Here is a 15,831-nt window from a genome sequence, read left to right on the forward strand (position 1 = left end):
ACCGGTCGGTTAACCCGGTATGGATTATTGCCCCCGGCGCCGCCATATGGGTTGAACCGGGGGTGGAGGTTCGATGCTTTACGACGCATATGAAATGCAGCGCTCGCTGCTCGCCGGCGCAAGCACGCTCGCCAATATCGGCGCCGGCTGGATGCAGAATCCGGTCAATCCCTTTTCCTATTCGCAGATGGGGCCGATCGTCGCATCGGCGCTCGACGTCTTCGCCCATGCCGCCGCGCCGCGCGGCAAGCCCGATTTCGGCCTCGAGACCACCCTCGTCGAGGGCCGCGAGGTCGCGGTTCACGAGGAGATCGTGCTCCGCAAGCCCTTCGGCCAGCTCAAGCATTTCCGCCGCGAAGGCGTGACCGGCGGGCCGAAGCTGCTCATCGTCGCGCCGATGTCGGGTCATTTCGCCACTCTGCTCCGGGGCACGGTCGAACGGCTGCTGCCGGGCCACGACGTCTTCATCACCGACTGGCGCGACGCCAAGATGGTGCCGCTCGACGAGGGCCGCTTCGACCTCGACGACTATATCGACTATCTGATCGCCTTCCTGGAGCATATCGGGCCCGGCGCCCACATGCTCGCCGTCTGCCAGCCCTCGGTGCCCGCTTACGCCGCTGCGGCGCTGATGAGCGCCGACAAGCATCGGTGCCGGCCGAAGACCTTGACGCTGATGGGCGGGCCGATCGACACCCGCAAGGCGCCGACCGCGGTGAACACGCTGGCGACGCAGCGGCCCTACGCTTGGTTCGAGCGCAACGTGATCGCCACCGTCCCCTATCTCTATCCCGGGGCCGGCCGGTCGGTCTATCCGGGCTTCCTGCAGCTCGCCGGGTTCATGACGATGAACCTTGGCAATCACCTCGTCAGCCATTGGGAGATGTTCAAGCATCTCATCGAGGGCGACGACGACAGCGCCGAGGCGACCAAGGACTTTTACGACGAATATCGTTCGGTCTGCGACATGACCGCCGAATTCTACCTGCAGACGGTGGACGTCGTCTTCCAGCGCCACCTTCTGCCGAAGGGCGAGCTCACCCATCGCGGCCGGCCGGTCGATCCGGCGGCGATCAGGGATGTGGCCCTGCTGGCGATCGAGGGCGAGCGGGACGACATTTCGGGAGTCGGTCAGACCAAGGCCGCGCTCGACATCTCGACCGGCATTTCGAAGCGGATGAAGCGCTATCATCTCGCCGAGGGCGCCGGTCATTACGGCATCTTCCATGGCAGTAAGTGGCGCAACCGCATCGCCCCGGTCGTCGAGGACTGGATCGCGCGGCATGACTGAGGCTGCGGCCGATCCCGGCGGCAGGATGATGGGCCAGGCGAATGATCCGCTTTCGTGACAGGGGAGCACGCGGTCGCCACGCCGGTGCCTGGGTGGACAGCTATCACAGCTTCTCGTTCGCCGACTATGTCGATCCAGCGAATATGGGCTTTCGCGCCCTTCGGGTGATCAACGAGGACAGGGTCACGCCCGGCGCCGGCTTTCCCGAGCATGAGCATGCCGACATGGAGATCCTGACTTATGTGCTCGAAGGCGCGATCGAGCACAGGGACAGCCTCGGCAACGTCGCGAATCTGCGGCGCGGCGACGTCCAGCTCATGTCCGCGGGGACGGGCGTCGCTCATAGCGAGATGAATGCCGACGCGCATCTTCGCGCCCACTTTCTCCAGATATGGATCATTCCCGATTCCCGCGGCCTGCCCTCGGGCTATCAGCAGAAGAGCTTCGCGGACCTGCCCTCCAACCGGCTGGTGGAGGTCGCGACTCCCGATGGCCGGGCGGGCTCCCTGCGCGTCCACCAGGACGTGACGGTCTCGCTCGCGAGGATCGAGGATGGGTATCGCGTCGATCATTCGATCCGGCCTGGGCGCGGCTGCTGGGTTCAGGCCGTGCGCGGAATCCTGGCGCTCAACGGTACCGAGATGCGGGAGGGGGATGGTGCGGCCGTCGAGGACGAGCCCGGCCTCGTCCTCGAGGCCGAGACGGATTGCGAGCTGCTCCTGTTCGACCTGGCCTGAGGCGATGACCTAGGGTCGGGATCCATTAAAACCGATAGCATCGAATGGCGGCGATGAGCCCAAACCGCATCCGAACATGATTAGCGAATGTCCGCTTCGGCCGAACGCTTCAAGTTCCAACGACCCGCTCCGAGCCCGCACGGGTTGTAAACCGATCTTGGTTGCCGAAAACGGTCCCTAGTAACCCTTTTTTCTGCGCGAGCTGATTGCCAATTTCTCAACGAGTTCATCGGTGATAGGCTTGCTCACGGAGAACGTAACTCCCGTCTTGGTTCGCTTGAGGTTCAAGGAATCGATCTCGTCTGCATGGGCAGCAATTGCGCCTGGATCGACATATAGACCGCATTGTTTACTGAAGGCCGCATAGCCCGCGATGATCGTATCTTCGATCTGAAATCCGGGCATATCGTACTTCACGACTTCCTCGGCGTCCGGTAGTGCCCGCGATAGCTGTGCACGCAGTTGACCCAACATGGCGCGAAACTGCTCCGGCGCGGCAGCTATATAGGCGTCATGGTCATCATTCTTCGTCATGCCGACAATATGCCTTTGAGCATGTCCAAAGGCAACAAACGGGGGGCTGAAGCTCTTGATGCCGCTCTGTGTCTCGGCGCGCCTAGGCCCGGGACCCATCGCAGGGATTCGCAAGCCGGCGCGGGTCTGATCCAACGGGAGTCCCGGGCCTGTTCCGCTACGCCCGGTGGAATTGCGACGGAAGCGGCCCCGGCGGCTCTTCCGCCGGGGCCGCATCGCGTCAGAAGGCGTTGCCGACGACGGCGCCGATCAGGCCGCTGGCGATCGCGACCAGGACCGCGTCATTGTCCGACTGGACCCAGCTATAGCCGCGCGGCGCATCGTAGAGCCGATAGGCGCGCGGGTCGCGGATCTGGCGGTAGTTGCGGGAATAGCGGCTGTCGAACCGCTCGCCGCGCTGCCAGTGGCGGACCTGCCCCGGCCGATAGGCCTGCGCCGAGCGGTGCTGACCGTTATTGCGATAGTCGGAGCGCTGGTCGCCGCGTCCGCGATCGTCGTACCGCTGCTCGGCGCGCCCGCGATCGTCATGGCGGGGCGCGGCCGAGGCCGGGGCGGCGATCAGCGGCGTCGCCAGCAGCGACGCGGCCAGGGCGGCTGAAACGAGCTTCTTCATCTGTCATCTCCATTCGCCCCGGCATGGGGCGTCGAGAAGAAGATGGGTCCCCTTTGTCCGGAAAGAGTGTCGGCCGGAGCGGTAAATTGTCGCGAAAGCTGCGTTCGTCCCGCCGCCGCCACGGTCGGCTCCACGTCAGGCGATCAATGTCGCCGCTTTGGCCTCCAGCAGGCGCCGCGCATCCTCGGGATTGAGCCGGACCTGGAGCCCGCGCTGTCCGCCGTTGATATAGACCTGGTCGTGGACGAGCGCCTGCGCCTCGATGGCGGCGGGGATCGGGCGCGCCTGTCCGAACGGGCTGATCCCGCCGACCTTGTAGCCGGTGACGCGCTCCGCTTCGGCGGGTTTCATCATCTGCGCATTCTTGCCGCCGAACGCGGCGGCGAGCTTCTTCATCGAGACTTCGCGGTCGGACGGAACGATTGCGCAGACCGGCCTGCCGTCGACCAGCGCCATCAGCGTCTTCAGCAGGCGCTCCGGCGGCTGGCCCAGCGCCTCGGCGGCCTGGATCCCGACCCGCTCGGCGCCGGGATCATAGTCGTATGCATGGACGGTGAAGGCGATACCCGCCGCCTCCAGCATTCGCGTCGCGCGCGTCGCTTTCGCCATCGCCGGGCCGCCGGTCGAGAGCGGCCGTCCGTCAGGCCGGCTGGCTCACCGCCTCCAGCAGCCCCTCGAACAGCCGCCGACCGTCGGTGCGGCCGTGCGCGGACTCCACCGCCCGCTCGGGATGCGGCATCATGCCCAGCACGTTGCCGGCCGGATTGAGGATACCGGCAATGTCGCGCGCCGAGCCGTTGCATTGGCCGAGATAGCGGAAGGCCACCCGGCCTTCCCCTTCCAGCCGGTCGAGCGTCTCCGCATCGGCTTGATAATTGCCGTCATGATGGGCGACCGGAATGACGACCTCCTCGCCCGAATCATAGCCGGAGGTGAAGACCGACTGGCTGTTTTCGACGCGCAGGGCGACGTCGCGGCAGACGAACGCGATGCCCGCGTTGCGCATCAGCGCTCCGGGCAGGAGACGCGCCTCGGTCAGCACCTGAAAGCCGTTGCACACGCCGAGCACGGGAACGCCGCGGTCGGCCGCTTCGCGCACCGCGCGCATCACCGGCGACTGCGCCGCCATCGACCCGGAGCGCAGATAGTCGCCATAGGAGAAGCCGCCCGGAATTGTCACGAGGTCGATGCCGTCGGGAAGACTGGTCTCGCGGTGCCAGACCATCTCAGGCGCGCGGCCGGTGACCAGCTTCAGCGCCTCCGCCATGTCCCGGTCGCAATTGGACCCGGGAAAGACGATCACCGCACTCTTCATGCCGCGCGCTCCGCTTTCTCGATCCGGTAATTCTCGATGACGGTGTTGGCGAGCAGCTTTCGGCACATCTCCTCGACCGCATCCTCGGTGACGTCCGGTTCGAGGTCGAGCTCGATGAGCTTGCCGGCGCGCACGTCCCGGACGCCGCCGAAGCCGAGGCCCTCCAGCGCATGGTGAATCGCCTTGCCCTGGGGATCGAGCACGCCATTCTTCAGCGTGACATAGACACGAGTCTTCATCGGCCGTCCGTCGCTCCGCAAATAAGGGGCCAAGCCCGCCTCGCCGCCATATGGCGCCCGACGTCCGGCCGCACAAGCGTTCACGGCCGCTTTACCCTTTTGTGTGAGTCTTCGGCTCGATCCAGGGTCGCGATAGCGGGAGTCGAACTGCCATGATGGGCCTGGCCTTGAGCATGTTCATCGCCTTGTTCGCCTTCGGGCACGAACTCCTCGGCTGGTCGGATCCGCGGGGCCAGATCCAGCTCGGCCTGTTCATGGCCTTCCTGTTCGGGATCGTCTGCGGCTACCGCACCAGGGGCTGATCGCCTTCCCTCTGGTCTGTGCGGCCTCGGAACCCTATCTCAGGGCCATGACCGATACGGACGACATCGCCCTTTCGCCCAGCGCCGCCTCCCGCGTCGCGGCTATTGCCGCGCGCCAGGGCAAACCGCCGATCCTGCGGCTTTCCGTCGAAGGCGGCGGCTGCGCCGGCTTTCAATATCGTTTCGGGCTCGCCGAGGATCTCGCCGAGGACGATGTGTCGGTAGCGCGGGACGGAGTAACCCTCGTCGTCGACCCGATCTCGCTCGATCTGGTGCGCGGCTCGACCGTGGACTTCGTCGAAAGCCTCGGCGGCGCCGCCTTCCAGGTCACCAATCCCAACGCCGCCTCGGGCTGCGGCTGCGGCACCAGCTTTTCCGTCTAGGGCCCTGCACCTCTTTCGTCAGCGCCACGAAAGGGAAGATCGGCCTTGGGGGCGGCTATATGCAAGAAGGCAGGATTCCGGCTTTCGCGGCCATGACGGGAGAGGCTAAGCCAGGCCCATGAAGATCGTCAGCTACAATCTCAACGGGATCCGCGCCCGGCTCCCCCGCCTGATCGAATATATCGAGGAGCAGAAGCCCGACATACTCTGCCTTCAGGAGGTGAAATGCGCCGACGAAGCTTTCCCGATCGAGGATATACGCTCCGCCGGCTATGACGGCGTATGGCACGGCCAGAAGGGCTTCAACGGCGTCGCCATCCTCACGCCTGGGCGGCCGGCGCAGGTTCGCCGCATCGGCCTTCCGGGCGATCCCGACGACACGCACAGCCGTTACATCGAAGCGGAGGTGGACGGAGTCGTCATTGCCTCGATCTACCTGCCCAACGGCAATCCGGTCGGCACCGAGAAATTTGCTTACAAGCTCGCCTGGATGGATCGCTTGCGCGTCCATGCGCAGGCGCTGCTCGCCGAGGAACGGCCGGTCGTGCTGGCCGGCGACTGGAACGTGATCCCGACCGACGATCCGGACGACGTCTTCTCGGCGCGGGCCATGGCCAGCGACGCGCTGATGCAGCCCGAGAGTCGCGCCGCCTATCGCCGCATCCTGAACCTCGGCTTCACCGACGCGATCCGCGCCCGCTATCCCGATGGCGCCGTCTACACCTTCTGGGACTATACGGCCGGCTGCTGGCAGCGCGACGCCGGATTCCGGATCGATCATCTCCTGCTTTCGCCTCTGGCGGCCGATCGCCTGCTCGATGCCGGCGTCGACAAGGAGTATCGCGGCCGCGAGAAAGCGAGCGACCACGCGCCGACCTGGGTCGGGATCGAGGACTGAGGTCGCCTTCATGGCGCCTGACATCCGGAAAGTCGTCGAAGCCGAGCTGTCGCGGCCCGTCGATCCGCGTGTCGCGGACATGGCGGCGGCGATCGCTGCCCGATATGGCGAGGCGTCGCGAGCCGTCCTGTTCTACGGCTCCTGCCTGCGCCAGCGGGAGCTTGGCGGACTGATGCTCGACTTCTACCTCATCGTCTCCGATTATCGCGAGGCCTATGGTCGCGGCTGGCTCGCTTTCGCCAACCGGCTGATCCCGCCCAACGTCTTCCCGTTCGAGCATCAGGGCCTGGTCGCCAAATATGCGGTGCTGAGCGAGGCGGATCTCGAGCGCGAATGCGGCCTGAAAGCACGCAGCGTCTCGGTCTGGGCGCGTTTCGCCCAGCCGTCGCGGCTGGTCTGGGCCAGGGACGAGGGGGCGCGGGCACGCACCGTGGCCGCGATCGCCGCGGCGGCGCCGACCCTGTTCGCGCTTACGCGTCCCACCATGGCCGAGGATCGCGACGACCCGCTGGCGGTGTTCCGCGCCGGCTTCGCGCTCACTTACGGCGCCGAACTTCGGGCGGAGCGACGGGAGCGGTCGGGGTCGATCGTCGATGCGGATCGCGATTACTATGCCCGTATCGGCGCGGCCGTGATGGCCGGGCCGCCGCTGCCGGCCAGCTCGCCGCAGTCGGTGGCCCGGGCCTGGAGAGGGCGTCGGCGAAAGGGGAAGGCGCTCACCCTCGTGCGGCTTGCGAAGGCGAGCACGACCTTCGCCGGTGGGATCGACTATCTCGCCTGGAAGATCAACCGCCACGCCGGAACGGATATCGAGGTGAAGCCGTGGCAGCGCCGCTGGCCGTTCCTCGGCGCCCTCATTCTGCTGCCTCGCCTGTTGAGGCGAGGTGCGATCCGCTGACCCGCCCCTGCGCGCCCAGGGCCGATTCCACGGCGCGGGCAAGGGCGGCGACGGTGAAGGGCTTGCGCAGCAGCTCGCCACCGACCAGTTCCTCCGCCTCGCCCGCTTCGCCGACATAGCCGGTGACGAACACGATCGGCACGTGCGGATGCAGGCGGCGCAGCGCCGCGGCAAGCTCGGTGCCGGTCATTTCGGGCATCATCACGTCCGTGACGACGAGATCGATCTCCGGATGCGTTTCGAGCGTTTCGAGCGCTTCCCGGCCGCCCGGGACGGCGAGCGGGCGGTAGCCCAGTTCCTCGAGCGCGCCCATGGTCGAGCGGCTGACCCGCGGGTCGTCCTCCACCACCAGGATCACCGCGCCGGGATGGACGGTGCGTGTCTCGGCCACCGGCGCCGCGGCCGCCTGGGCCGGCTTGGCCGGCTCGGCGACGATGTAGCGGGGCAGGTAGAGCGTGACCGTGGTTCCCTCGCCGAGCGTGGACGCGATCCTGGCGTGGCCGCCCGACTGGCGCGCGAAGCCGAAAATCTGGGTCAGTCCAAGGCCGGTTCCCTTGCCCATCGGCTTGGTGGTGAAGAAGGGTTCGAACACCCGCTCGAGATGCTCCGGCGGAATGCCCGATCCGGTGTCGGCGACGGCGATCTTGACATAGTCGCCGGCGGGAAGGTCGTCGATCTCCTCGTCCGCCAGGACGACATTGTCCACGTCGATCATCAGCTCGCCGCTGCCGTGCATCGCGTCGCGGGCGTTGACGGCGAGGTTGAGCAGGGCGTTCTCGAGCTGAGTCGAGTCGGCCCAGACATGCCAGGGCGTCTCGGGGAAGCGCGTGTGTATGGTGATCCGCTCGCCGAGCGCACGGTCGACCAGGTCCAGCATGCTCTCGACCCGCTCGGAGGGGATCATCGCCTCGGGCAGCAAGGGCTCGGCCCGTGCGAAGGCGAGGAGGCGCCGGGTCAAGGCGGCGGCGCGGGTCGCCCCCTCCATCGCATTGTCGAGGTGGAACTCGACCTCGCGGCGCGGGCCGTGGAGCCGGCGGCGGGCGAGGTCCAGGCCGCCGACGACGACGGCCAGCATGTTGTTGAAATCGTGGGCGATGCCGCCGGTCAGCTGACCGACCGCCTCCATCTTCTGGACCTGGCGCAGCTGCGCCTCGGCGGAGGCGCGTTCGGTCGCCTCGGCCTTCAGCCGTTCGTTGGCGTCGCTGAGCTCGCGCGTGCGCTCCTGGACGGCGCGCTCCAGCTCCAGCGCACGCCAGGCCTCGCTGTCGGCTTCGCGCCGCGCCTTCCGCCCCTCGACGAAGGCGCGATAGGCGAGCACGGCCAGTCCGATCGCGCCGATTCCGATCAATATGGCGAGCCAGCCCAGCCATTCGGTGAAGGCATCGGTGCGGGCGACGAAGATCTGGGTCGCGCGGGCGCGCCGCGCCAGATTGTCGCGCTCGGCGCGGGCGATGGCCTCGAGCTGCGCACGCAATGCCGGCAGGGTCGCCGACTGCGCCGCCTGATAGAGGATATTGAGGCCGCCCGATCCTTCGCGCCGTTCGGCCGCGCTTGCGGCGGGGCTGATCTCGAGGTTGCGCCGCTCGAACAGGGTAAGAAGATCGGCCACGCGACGGACCTGCTCCGGATCGTCGCGCAGCCGCCGCTGCAGCTGGCTGATATGCCATCCGGCGGTCCGCCAGTCGTTATAGTAAGCGGTGCCGGTATTCTGGTCCTCGTCCAGAACATACCGCCCCAGCGCCGCCTCGGAACGCGCAATGGTCGCGTCGATCGTCCGGGTGAGCAGCATCACCTCATAGGTGCGCCTTTCCCAGCCCAGCGCCTCGTCGCGGGCCCGGTTCGACCAGGTGATCATGAAGATGAGCCCGATCAGCGCCAGCGTCGCAAGCAGCGCGGCGGCGCTTACCCATAAGGCGCGCCATGGGGGCGGGCCGCCCTCCTCGCCAGCGGCTGCGATCGGCTCTTCCGCCATGGCGTCAACCTAGAGGATGCGGCGCACCAAGGGAAGGCGCAGAGCGCAAGGCTCCGGATGCGTCTGCCCGGCCGCTCGAACCCTATCGGGCGCAGCGGGTGACGGGGGTCCCCGCAACCGTGGCCATGGCGAGCCGAAGCCGGTGCGAACCGGACCTGGCGGTGCTCACGGACGATGGCTTTCGCCAGACGCCTCTCTTTGCCCGATGAAGACTAGGCGATCACCCCCGTCGCACGGCCGGCGGTGGCGAACATGTCGATGATTCGGCCCACGTCCTCGTCGCTATGCTCGGCGCATAGCGAGCAGCGCAGCAGGAAGATGCCGGTCGGCGTCGCCGGCGGACGAGCCATGTTCACGTACAGGCCCGCCTCGAGCAGGGCCTGCCACATCAGCACCGTGGTCTGCTGGTCGGGCAGCAGCACCGCGATGATCGCCGACTGTGCCTCCGGCGTGGCGAGGTCGAATCCGAGCTCGCGCAGCCCCAGATGGAGCCGCTTGCTGTTCTTCCACAGATGGGCGCGCTTCTCGCCCGCATGCATCAGCTTGCGGATCGACGTCGCCGCGGTCGCCACGACCGACGGTGGCAGCGATGCGGTGAAGACGTAGGGACGGCAGACCAGCCGCAGCACCTCGAACTTCGGATGGTTGGAAACGACGAAGCCGCCGACCGTGCCGACCGACTTTGAGAAGGTGCCGACGACGAAATCGACCTGGTCCTCGACGCCGGCTTCCTCGAACACGCCGCGGCCATGCTCGCCGAAGAAGCCCATGCCATGGGCTTCGTCCACCACGACCATCGCGCCATGGCGCTTGGCGACGGCCACCATTTCCTTCAGCGGAGCGATGTCGCCGAGCATGGAATAGACGCCCTCGAGCACCACCAGCTTGCCGGCATCGGCCGGAAGGCGCCCGAGCCGCCGCGCCAGGTCGTCGACGCTGTTGTGCCGGAAGCGGACGATCTGGGCGTCGCCGAGGAAGCAGCCGTCATAGATGCTGGCATGGCTGTCGGCGTCGAGGATGATGAAATCCTCCTTGCCGGCGATGGTCGACATTAGACCGAGATTGGCCTGGTATCCGGTCGAAAAGACCATGGCATGCCGGGTGCCGTAAAATTCCTTCAGCGCCTCCTCGCATTCGCGATGGCCCTGATAGGTGCCGTTGAGCACCCGGCTCCCGGTGGTGCCCGATCCGTAGTCGTCGAGCGCTTTCTTGCCCGCCGCGATCACGTCGGGGTCGAAGGTCATGCCCATATAATTGTAGGTGCCCAGCAGGATCGTCTCCCTGCCGCGGATGATCGCGCGGGTCGGCGACAGCACTCGCTCCATGACCAGGCCGAACGGATCGCGTACGCCGGTGTCGAGCAGCGCCTGCCGCTCGGCGATCAGCGCGTCGAACTTCGAGAAGAGATCGCGTCCCGGCACGGTCGGCGGACGCTCCTCGTCCGCCGGATCCATCGCATTGTTCAGCGCTTCGGTCATTTCTCTGCCTTTCCCCCCTTCCCGTACGAGGGAGGGGCAGGGGACGGGTTCTCGACACCGGCCGCTGCCGGTGGAGGCCCGCTCATTCCTGACTCCTCCCCGTTTCCGGGGAAGGAAACTCCATCAATCTTCGGTCTTCAGCTTGTCGACGGCATCGACGAGCTGGCCGACCGTCTCGATCTCGGCCTGCATGTTCATCGTGATCAATATGTCGAACTCGTCTTCGACCGAGGCGACGAAGTCCATCACCACCAGACTGTCCCATTCGAGATCGCCGGCGAAAGTGGTGGAGTCGGTCAGCTCGACGCCCTTCTTGTTGAAGGGCTCGATCAGCTCGGCGACTTTGGCGAAGGTCTGTGTCCGGTCGGTCATTGCGGCGCTTTAGGGTCTGCCTGCCCCCTCTGCCAAGCGAATTGGGCCAGAACAGGGCGGATGCTTGGCAAGCGCGCCGCGACCGTGCCATGACGAAGGCAGGTTTTCAGACGGGGCGGACTGGTGGCGGAAGAGATTCAGGCGGACGAACCGCGCTACCCGATGAACGCCGTGCACCTGATGCGCACGACCCAGCTCGCGCAGCTCCAACTCTCGGCGATGGCGGATGCCAAGGCCAATATCGTGATGGGCGCGACCTTCGTGATCTTCACCATCGCGATCGGCCAGGCGCGCGGCTCGACCGCACCATTGCCTCTTCTCATCCTGGGCGGGGCCGCCTTCTTCTCGGCGATCTTCGCGGTGCTCGCCGTCCTTCCGGCGACGCGTAGCCGCCAGCCGTCCGACCATGCGAACCTCCTCTTCTTCGGCGTTTTCAGTCGCCTCGACGAGGACGAATTCGTCGAGCGGCTGATGGCCCAGCTGCGGAGCGACGACAGCGTCTATCGCACCATGGCGCGGGACATCCACCAGGCGGGCCGGGTGCTTCAGAACAAGAAATACCGCTTCCTGGGATACGCTTACCGTATCCTGCTCGCCGGCCTGGTGGCGAGCTGCCTCGCTTATATCATTCTCTATCTGACCTGAGCGTCTTGCTCGGCCCGTGAACGACAGGACCGCTCGCTTCGAGCGGCGGCCGAGCTAGCGCTCCAGCGACCGCATCAGCGCAGCCAGCCTTGCTCCCGATACCAGTCGGCCGTCTCCTTGAGGCCCGTGGCCGTGCGGATCCGGGGGGTCCACAACGCCTCGGGCGGACGGTTGCGGGCGGTCACGACCCAGTCGGGATGGCAAAAATAGCGCACCCGGTCCGCGGTCAGCTTGGCGTTGCCGCGGCGCACCAGCCGTTCGACCCGCGAAGCGCCGTGCATCAGGAATCGTGGCATGGCCAGCGTGGCCGTGCGCTTGCCGAGCACCCGGCCCAGCGTGCGGGCGAAATGGCGGTGCTCCCACCCTTCGCCTTGACCATCGTCCGGCTCGTAGGTCTCGGCATAGGTTTCGGGCTCGCCGATCACGGCCAGCACCAGGCGGCATAGGTCCTCGACATGGATGACCGAGAAGCGGCCGCGCGGCGGCAGGGCGACGAGTCCCCGGGAGGCCATCTTGAAGAGCTCGAACGTCTCGCGGTCGCCGGGCCCGTAGACCGCCGGCGGACGGATGATGGTCCAGTCGAGCCCGGAGGCGGCGACCAGCCGCTCCGCCCGCGCCTTGGACCGGCCATATTCGGAAAGATTCGGTTCGCGCGCCGCCAGCGACGAAATCAGCACGAAGCGGCGGATTCCGCCGGCGCGCGCGGCGTCGATCATGTGCGCCGTCCCGGTGACGTTCACCGCCTCGAACGCCTCCCGGCCAGATCCGTTGATCAGGCCCGCGACGTGAACGACCGCGTCCGACCGCTCGCACAACTTGGCCAGGCTCTCCGGCCGGTCGAGCGCCCCATCCACCCAGTCGACGCCTTCCTCGGGCGGCCGCCAGCCGCGGGTGAGGGCGCGAAGATCATAGCCTTGGGCCCGCGCCGCGCGCATCAGGTGGCCGCCGACGAAGCCGGTACCGCCCGTGATCGCGAGAGTGCGGATTCTGTCGCCGCGCCTCCCGCTGGAATCCTTGCTCATAAGGGCGACCAGCCTCCGGCCTCGTCCGCACCTTGCTCCGCCGGCCGGTTGATCCGCTCGATCAAGGCGTCGAGCACCGCGTCGACGCCTTCTCCGGTCGCGCCGGAGACGGGGAGGACCGGGCCGCTTCCTGCCGCCCGGAGTTCGGCGGCCAAAGCCTCCGCGAGCTCGGCGTCGATCGTGTCGGACTTGCTCAAGGCGACCAGCTCGGGCTTGTCGGCAAGGCCGGCGCCATAGGCTTCGAGCTCGTCGCGGACCGTTCTCCAGGCGGTCGCCACATCCTCGTTGTTGGCGTCGACCAGGTGGAGCAGCACGCCGGTGCGCTCGACATGGCCGAGGAACCGGTCACCGACCCCGGCGCCCTCGGCGGCGCCCTCGATCAGGCCGGGAATGTCGGCGACGACGAAGTCGCGGCCCTTGTGGCGGACGACGCCCAGCTTGGGATGCAGGGTGGTGAAGGGATAGTCGCCGACTTTCGCCTTGGCGTTCGACACGGCGTTGACGAATGTCGACTTGCCGGCATTGGGAAGGCCGACCAGCCCGACGTCGGCGATCAGCTTGAGGCGCAGCCAGACCCACATCTCCTCGCCCGGCCAGCCGGTCCCGTGCTGTCGCGGCGCCCGGTTGGTGGAGCTCTTGTAGCTGGCATTGCCTCGTCCGCCGTCGCCGCCCTTGAGCAGCACGACCTTCTGCCCGACCTCGGTGAAGTCGGCGAGGACATGCTCCTTGTCCTCGGACAAGATCTGGGTGCCGACCGGGACCTTGATCACCAGGTCGTCGCCGCCGGCCCCCGTCTGGTTGCGGCCGGCGCCGCCCGTGCCGCGCGGTGCCTTGAAATGCTGGGTGTAGCGGAAGTCGATCAGCGTGTTCAAACCGTCGACCGCTTCGAAGACGATATCGCCCCCTTTGCCGCCGTCGCCGCCGTCGGGGCCGCCATATTCGATGAATTTCTCGCGGCGAAAGCTGACCGCGCCGGGTCCGCCTGCGCCCGAGCGGATGAAGATCTTGGCTTGGTCGAGGAAATGCATGGCCGCGATCTAGGGCCCGCAGCCCTGACCGGCAATGGCGAGCGCCGCAGGCGACCGGCGGCTTGTGGCGCAGGGCCGCGTCGAGCGTCGGCCGCCAGGCGCCTGCAGCGCGCCTCCCGTGGCTCTTGCCCATCGCGTTTCTTCACGGCCGTTCCCGCCCGGGCGCTTTGGACTCCCGTTGCGCGCATTCCGCCAAACCACCGGCATCAGCCTTCTATCGACTGCTGGTGGAAGGCGAGGCGCCACCGGCCGCCGTCGCGCACATGAACGCTGCCGCACAGCGCGCGATACGGTGCGTCCATCCCGGCGCGGGTCGCGGTCGCGCGATAGGCGACGATCGCGACCCCCTCCTGCGGATCGTCGCGTCGCCAGTCCTGGAAAGACACGGCCGACCAGCGCGGACCGGCCTCGATCCCGGCGATGAGCTGCTTGCGGCCGACGATGCCCATGCCCGGAAAGACCATCAGGCAGCCGGGGGTCAGGCACGCACGATAATGTTCGGCGTCGCCGAACCAGAAGGCGCGCTCCACCGCCTGCAGATCGTCTCTTTCATCGCTCATTCTCGTGCTCCGATCGTTGCGTCCTTCCTGTGAACGCACCGCCGGGCGCGGTCGTTCAGCCTTGCCCTTCCGCGGCGTCCCGCGCCTGGCTGGCCGCGATGAGCTGGCGCCGCGCGGTCTCCCGTGCCTTGCCGCGCGGCAGGCCGAGCGCGTCGGCCATCGCCTCCCCGAGCAGGGAGTCGCCGACGGCCGCTAGCACCAGCCAGAGGGTGATCTCGTGCACCGGTCGGTCCTCGTGACCCTGGCCGAGCCGGTCGACGAGCTGGTGGATCGATTCGAGGATCGGATTGAGCGCGTCGCGATTGCCGGACAGGATCATCCAGGCGGCTAGCGCCCCGGCCCCTTCCTTGCCAAAGGCGTCGAACGTCCGGTCGACGATCTCGATCGGATCGGCCTCGCCCTGGCGGCTGCGCTGCACCGCCTCGGCAATGCCGGCGCATACGCGGTCGCTGATCAGCCCGGCCAGCGCCGCCTGAAGGCCCGCCGCCGATCCGAAATGGTGCAGCAGGTTCGCATGGGTCTTGCCGATGCGGCCGGCGACCGCCTTCAGCGTCACCGCCTGCGGACCCTCGTCGATGAGAAGCCGGCGCGCGGCCTCCAGCGCGGTCGCCCGGCTTTGTTCCGGGCTGAGGCGTTCGCGGCTTATTGACATCGATGTAAGTACTTCATAGGAACGGCGGGAGGCACGGAGATACAGCATGGCGCGATCCGGTACACCCGCAGACTTGACCATCACCCCGCGCGACCGCCGCTTCGGCCGCGGCCTCGCCGGGCAGCGCTGGTGGATGGGCGGCGACCCCATCGGCACCGCATTCTACAATGCGCTGTCGGCCACCTTTCCCAAGGGCGAGGCCTTTTTCGTCGAAAGCGTCCGCCAGTTCCGCGACGGCGCGCCGCCGCGCCTGGCCGCCGAGATCAAGGCGTTCGTCACTCAGGAAGTGATGCATAGCCGCGAGCATATCCAGTTCAACAAGCGCGCGCTTGAGGCGGGCTACGACCTCTCCTCGCTCGAAGCGCGCGTCGAGTGGCGGCTGTCGATCACCCGTGCCCGCCCACCGATCGTCAACCTCGCCGCGACCATGTGCCTGGAGCATTTCACCGCCATCCTGGCGCACGAACTTCTGAAGGATTCCCGGCACCTCGAACGCGCCGACGCCGAGAGCGCGGCCCTGTGGCGCTGGCACGCGATCGAGGAGATCGAGCATAAGGGCGTCGCCTACGACACCTGGCTGCACGCGACGCGCGGCTGGCCCCGCGGCAAGCGCTGGAAGGTGAAGGCGAAGGTCATGCTCTTCGTGACCCGCAACTTCGTCGTCGACCGCAGCCTCGGGACGCTCGAGCTGCTCCGCCAGGACGGAATCACCGGCCCGCGTGCCTGGTCGCGCATGCTCTGGTTCGCCTGGATTCGGCCGGGGATGCTTCGCAAGATCCTCGGCGCGTGGGTGGCCTTCTTCCTGCCCGGCTTCCACCCCTGGAAACAGGACGACCGCCACCTCATCGCCGCCGCGGAGCAGAAACTGACGACCGGGGCCTACGCCTGACGG

20 protein-coding genes are annotated in these 15,831 nt (G+C 67.3%); 8 read left to right on the forward strand and 12 right to left on the reverse strand.

All coding sequences use genetic code 11. The features are described from left to right. The first annotated feature begins 73 nt into the window (after nt 1-73). Together EKM57_RS06845 and EKM57_RS06850 are read left to right on the forward strand one after the other, a co-directional pair. Nucleotides 74-1,291, forward strand: coding sequence for a polyhydroxyalkanoate depolymerase (locus tag EKM57_RS06845; RefSeq protein ID WP_129791725.1), 1,218 nt, complete (start codon nt 74-76; stop codon nt 1,289-1,291). 41 nt (nt 1,292-1,332) lie between these two features. Further along, a complete protein-coding gene (locus tag EKM57_RS06850; RefSeq protein ID WP_129791726.1) occupies nt 1,333-2,028 on the forward strand; it encodes a pirin family protein in 696 nt (231 codons plus the stop codon). 177 nt (nt 2,029-2,205) lie between these two features. Here EKM57_RS06850 and EKM57_RS06855 read toward each other — a convergent pair whose 3' ends face one another. The 5 genes from EKM57_RS06855 to purS all read right to left on the reverse strand — a co-directional run bounded on the left by EKM57_RS06855 (nt 2,206) and on the right by purS (nt 4,729). Then, the gene (locus EKM57_RS06855; protein ID WP_129791727.1) at nt 2,206-2,562 is read right to left on the reverse strand and encodes an iron chaperone; all 357 of its coding nucleotides are present in this window, start codon (nt 2,560-2,562) and stop codon (nt 2,206-2,208) included. A 220-nt stretch (nt 2,563-2,782) separates the two neighbouring features. Continuing rightward, nucleotides 2,783-3,175, reverse strand: coding sequence for an RcnB family protein (locus tag EKM57_RS06860; RefSeq protein WP_129791728.1), 393 nt, complete (start codon nt 3,173-3,175; stop codon nt 2,783-2,785). Nucleotides 3,176-3,310: 135 nt separating this feature from the next. Further along, nucleotides 3,311-3,784 (reverse strand): Cys-tRNA(Pro) deacylase, encoded by a 474-nt coding sequence (ybaK, locus tag EKM57_RS06865; RefSeq protein WP_129791729.1) that lies wholly within the window; start codon nt 3,782-3,784, stop codon nt 3,311-3,313. Nucleotides 3,785-3,815: 31 nt separating this feature from the next. Next, entirely contained in the window at nt 3,816-4,490 is a 675-nt protein-coding gene (gene purQ / locus EKM57_RS06870; RefSeq protein WP_129791730.1) for a phosphoribosylformylglycinamidine synthase subunit PurQ, read from the reverse strand. After that, nucleotides 4,487-4,729: a phosphoribosylformylglycinamidine synthase subunit PurS gene (gene purS, locus EKM57_RS06875; protein WP_129791731.1), complete on the reverse strand. Its 243-nt coding sequence runs from the start codon at nt 4,727-4,729 to the stop codon at nt 4,487-4,489. Before purS ends, purQ begins: the two co-directional genes overlap by 4 nt. A gap of 152 nt (nt 4,730-4,881) precedes the next feature. Here purS and EKM57_RS21790 point away from each other — a divergent pair, with 152 nt between their 5' ends. The 4 genes from EKM57_RS21790 (at nt 4,882) to EKM57_RS06890 (ending at nt 7,210) form a co-directional block, all read left to right on the forward strand. Then, on the forward strand, nt 4,882-5,031 hold the full coding sequence (locus EKM57_RS21790; RefSeq protein WP_165357228.1) for a hypothetical protein: 150 nt from the start codon (nt 4,882-4,884) through the stop codon (nt 5,029-5,031). 47 nt (nt 5,032-5,078) lie between these two features. After that, entirely contained in the window at nt 5,079-5,414 is a 336-nt protein-coding gene (gene erpA / locus EKM57_RS06880) for an iron-sulfur cluster insertion protein ErpA (protein WP_129791732.1), read from the forward strand. A 118-nt stretch (nt 5,415-5,532) separates the two neighbouring features. Continuing rightward, on the forward strand, nt 5,533-6,312 hold the full coding sequence (gene xth / locus EKM57_RS06885) for an exodeoxyribonuclease III (RefSeq protein ID WP_129791733.1): 780 nt from the start codon (nt 5,533-5,535) through the stop codon (nt 6,310-6,312). 10 nt (nt 6,313-6,322) lie between these two features. Further along, nucleotides 6,323-7,210, forward strand: a complete 888-nt coding sequence (locus EKM57_RS06890; RefSeq protein WP_129791734.1) for a hypothetical protein — start codon at nt 6,323-6,325, stop codon at nt 7,208-7,210. Here EKM57_RS06890 and EKM57_RS06895 read toward each other — a convergent pair. The 3 genes from EKM57_RS06895 to EKM57_RS06905 all read right to left on the reverse strand — a co-directional run bounded on the left by EKM57_RS06895 (nt 7,167) and on the right by EKM57_RS06905 (nt 11,032). After that, complete coding sequence (locus EKM57_RS06895) at nt 7,167-9,182, reverse strand: ATP-binding protein (RefSeq protein ID WP_129791735.1); 2,016 nt, start codon at nt 9,180-9,182, stop codon at nt 7,167-7,169. The two genes, EKM57_RS06890 and EKM57_RS06895, sit on opposite strands and share 44 nt — an antisense overlap. 212 nt (nt 9,183-9,394) lie before the next feature. Next, on the reverse strand, nt 9,395-10,636 hold the full coding sequence (locus EKM57_RS06900; RefSeq protein ID WP_129791829.1) for an aminotransferase class I/II-fold pyridoxal phosphate-dependent enzyme: 1,242 nt from the start codon (nt 10,634-10,636) through the stop codon (nt 9,395-9,397). A 147-nt stretch (nt 10,637-10,783) separates the two neighbouring features. Further along, entirely contained in the window at nt 10,784-11,032 is a 249-nt protein-coding gene (locus EKM57_RS06905) for an acyl carrier protein (protein WP_129791736.1), read from the reverse strand. A 123-nt stretch (nt 11,033-11,155) separates the two neighbouring features. Here EKM57_RS06905 and EKM57_RS06910 point away from each other — a divergent pair, with 123 nt between their 5' ends. Beyond that, entirely contained in the window at nt 11,156-11,677 is a 522-nt protein-coding gene (locus EKM57_RS06910) for a Pycsar system effector family protein (RefSeq protein ID WP_243450918.1), read from the forward strand. Nucleotides 11,678-11,751: 74 nt separating this feature from the next. On the opposite strand, the gene EKM57_RS06915 is transcribed toward EKM57_RS06910, so the two are convergent. The 4 genes from EKM57_RS06915 to EKM57_RS06930 all read right to left on the reverse strand — a co-directional run bounded on the left by EKM57_RS06915 (nt 11,752) and on the right by EKM57_RS06930 (nt 14,939). Next, nucleotides 11,752-12,699, reverse strand: a complete 948-nt coding sequence (locus tag EKM57_RS06915; protein WP_129791737.1) for an NAD(P)-dependent oxidoreductase — start codon at nt 12,697-12,699, stop codon at nt 11,752-11,754. Next, on the reverse strand, nt 12,696-13,727 hold the full coding sequence (gene obgE / locus EKM57_RS06920) for a GTPase ObgE (RefSeq protein WP_129791738.1): 1,032 nt from the start codon (nt 13,725-13,727) through the stop codon (nt 12,696-12,698). The genes EKM57_RS06915 and obgE overlap by 4 nt, the downstream gene beginning before the upstream one ends. 206 nt (nt 13,728-13,933) lie before the next feature. Further along, a complete protein-coding gene (locus EKM57_RS06925) occupies nt 13,934-14,287 on the reverse strand; it encodes a nuclear transport factor 2 family protein (RefSeq protein WP_129791739.1) in 354 nt (117 codons plus the stop codon). Between the two features lie 55 nt (nt 14,288-14,342). Continuing rightward, the gene (locus EKM57_RS06930; RefSeq protein WP_129791740.1) at nt 14,343-14,939 is read right to left on the reverse strand and encodes a TetR/AcrR family transcriptional regulator; all 597 of its coding nucleotides are present in this window, start codon (nt 14,937-14,939) and stop codon (nt 14,343-14,345) included. Nucleotides 14,940-14,985: 46 nt separating this feature from the next. On the opposite strand from EKM57_RS06930, the gene EKM57_RS06935 reads away from it, so the two are divergent. Continuing rightward, a complete protein-coding gene (locus EKM57_RS06935; RefSeq protein WP_129791741.1) occupies nt 14,986-15,828 on the forward strand; it encodes a metal-dependent hydrolase in 843 nt (280 codons plus the stop codon). The last annotated feature ends 3 nt before the right edge of the window (nt 15,829-15,831 follow it).

The sequence above is a fragment of the Sphingosinicella sp. CPCC 101087 genome (assembly GCF_004151485.1).
Taxonomy (GTDB): domain Bacteria; phylum Pseudomonadota; class Alphaproteobacteria; order Sphingomonadales; family Sphingomonadaceae; genus Allosphingosinicella.

What these genes read in the sequence shown, in the direction of transcription:
- EKM57_RS06845 (WP_129791725.1), top strand. Translation starts at nt 74, where the DNA reads ATGCTTTACGACGCATATGAAATGCAGCGCTCGCTGCTCGCCGGCGCA.
- EKM57_RS06850 (WP_129791726.1), top strand. Translation starts at nt 1,333, where the DNA reads ATGATCCGCTTTCGTGACAGGGGAGCACGCGGTCGCCACGCCGGTGCC.
- EKM57_RS06855 (WP_129791727.1), bottom strand. Translation starts at nt 2,562, where the DNA reads ATGACGAAGAATGATGACCATGACGCCTATATAGCTGCCGCGCCGGAG.
- EKM57_RS06860 (WP_129791728.1), bottom strand. Translation starts at nt 3,175, where the DNA reads ATGAAGAAGCTCGTTTCAGCCGCCCTGGCCGCGTCGCTGCTGGCGACG.
- ybaK (WP_129791729.1), bottom strand. Translation starts at nt 3,784, where the DNA reads ATGGCGAAAGCGACGCGCGCGACGCGAATGCTGGAGGCGGCGGGTATC.
- purQ (WP_129791730.1), bottom strand. Translation starts at nt 4,490, where the DNA reads ATGAAGAGTGCGGTGATCGTCTTTCCCGGGTCCAATTGCGACCGGGAC.
- purS (WP_129791731.1), bottom strand. Translation starts at nt 4,729, where the DNA reads ATGAAGACTCGTGTCTATGTCACGCTGAAGAATGGCGTGCTCGATCCC.
- EKM57_RS21790 (WP_165357228.1), top strand. Translation starts at nt 4,882, where the DNA reads ATGATGGGCCTGGCCTTGAGCATGTTCATCGCCTTGTTCGCCTTCGGG.
- erpA (WP_129791732.1), top strand. Translation starts at nt 5,079, where the DNA reads ATGACCGATACGGACGACATCGCCCTTTCGCCCAGCGCCGCCTCCCGC.
- xth (WP_129791733.1), top strand. Translation starts at nt 5,533, where the DNA reads ATGAAGATCGTCAGCTACAATCTCAACGGGATCCGCGCCCGGCTCCCC.
- EKM57_RS06890 (WP_129791734.1), top strand. Translation starts at nt 6,323, where the DNA reads ATGGCGCCTGACATCCGGAAAGTCGTCGAAGCCGAGCTGTCGCGGCCC.
- EKM57_RS06895 (WP_129791735.1), bottom strand. Translation starts at nt 9,182, where the DNA reads ATGGCGGAAGAGCCGATCGCAGCCGCTGGCGAGGAGGGCGGCCCGCCC.
- EKM57_RS06900 (WP_129791829.1), bottom strand. Translation starts at nt 10,636, where the DNA reads ATGGATCCGGCGGACGAGGAGCGTCCGCCGACCGTGCCGGGACGCGAT.
- EKM57_RS06905 (WP_129791736.1), bottom strand. Translation starts at nt 11,032, where the DNA reads ATGACCGACCGGACACAGACCTTCGCCAAAGTCGCCGAGCTGATCGAG.
- EKM57_RS06915 (WP_129791737.1), bottom strand. Translation starts at nt 12,699, where the DNA reads ATGAGCAAGGATTCCAGCGGGAGGCGCGGCGACAGAATCCGCACTCTC.
- obgE (WP_129791738.1), bottom strand. Translation starts at nt 13,727, where the DNA reads ATGCATTTCCTCGACCAAGCCAAGATCTTCATCCGCTCGGGCGCAGGC.
- EKM57_RS06925 (WP_129791739.1), bottom strand. Translation starts at nt 14,287, where the DNA reads ATGAGCGATGAAAGAGACGATCTGCAGGCGGTGGAGCGCGCCTTCTGG.
- EKM57_RS06930 (WP_129791740.1), bottom strand. Translation starts at nt 14,939, where the DNA reads ATGTCAATAAGCCGCGAACGCCTCAGCCCGGAACAAAGCCGGGCGACC.
- EKM57_RS06935 (WP_129791741.1), top strand. Translation starts at nt 14,986, where the DNA reads ATGGCGCGATCCGGTACACCCGCAGACTTGACCATCACCCCGCGCGAC.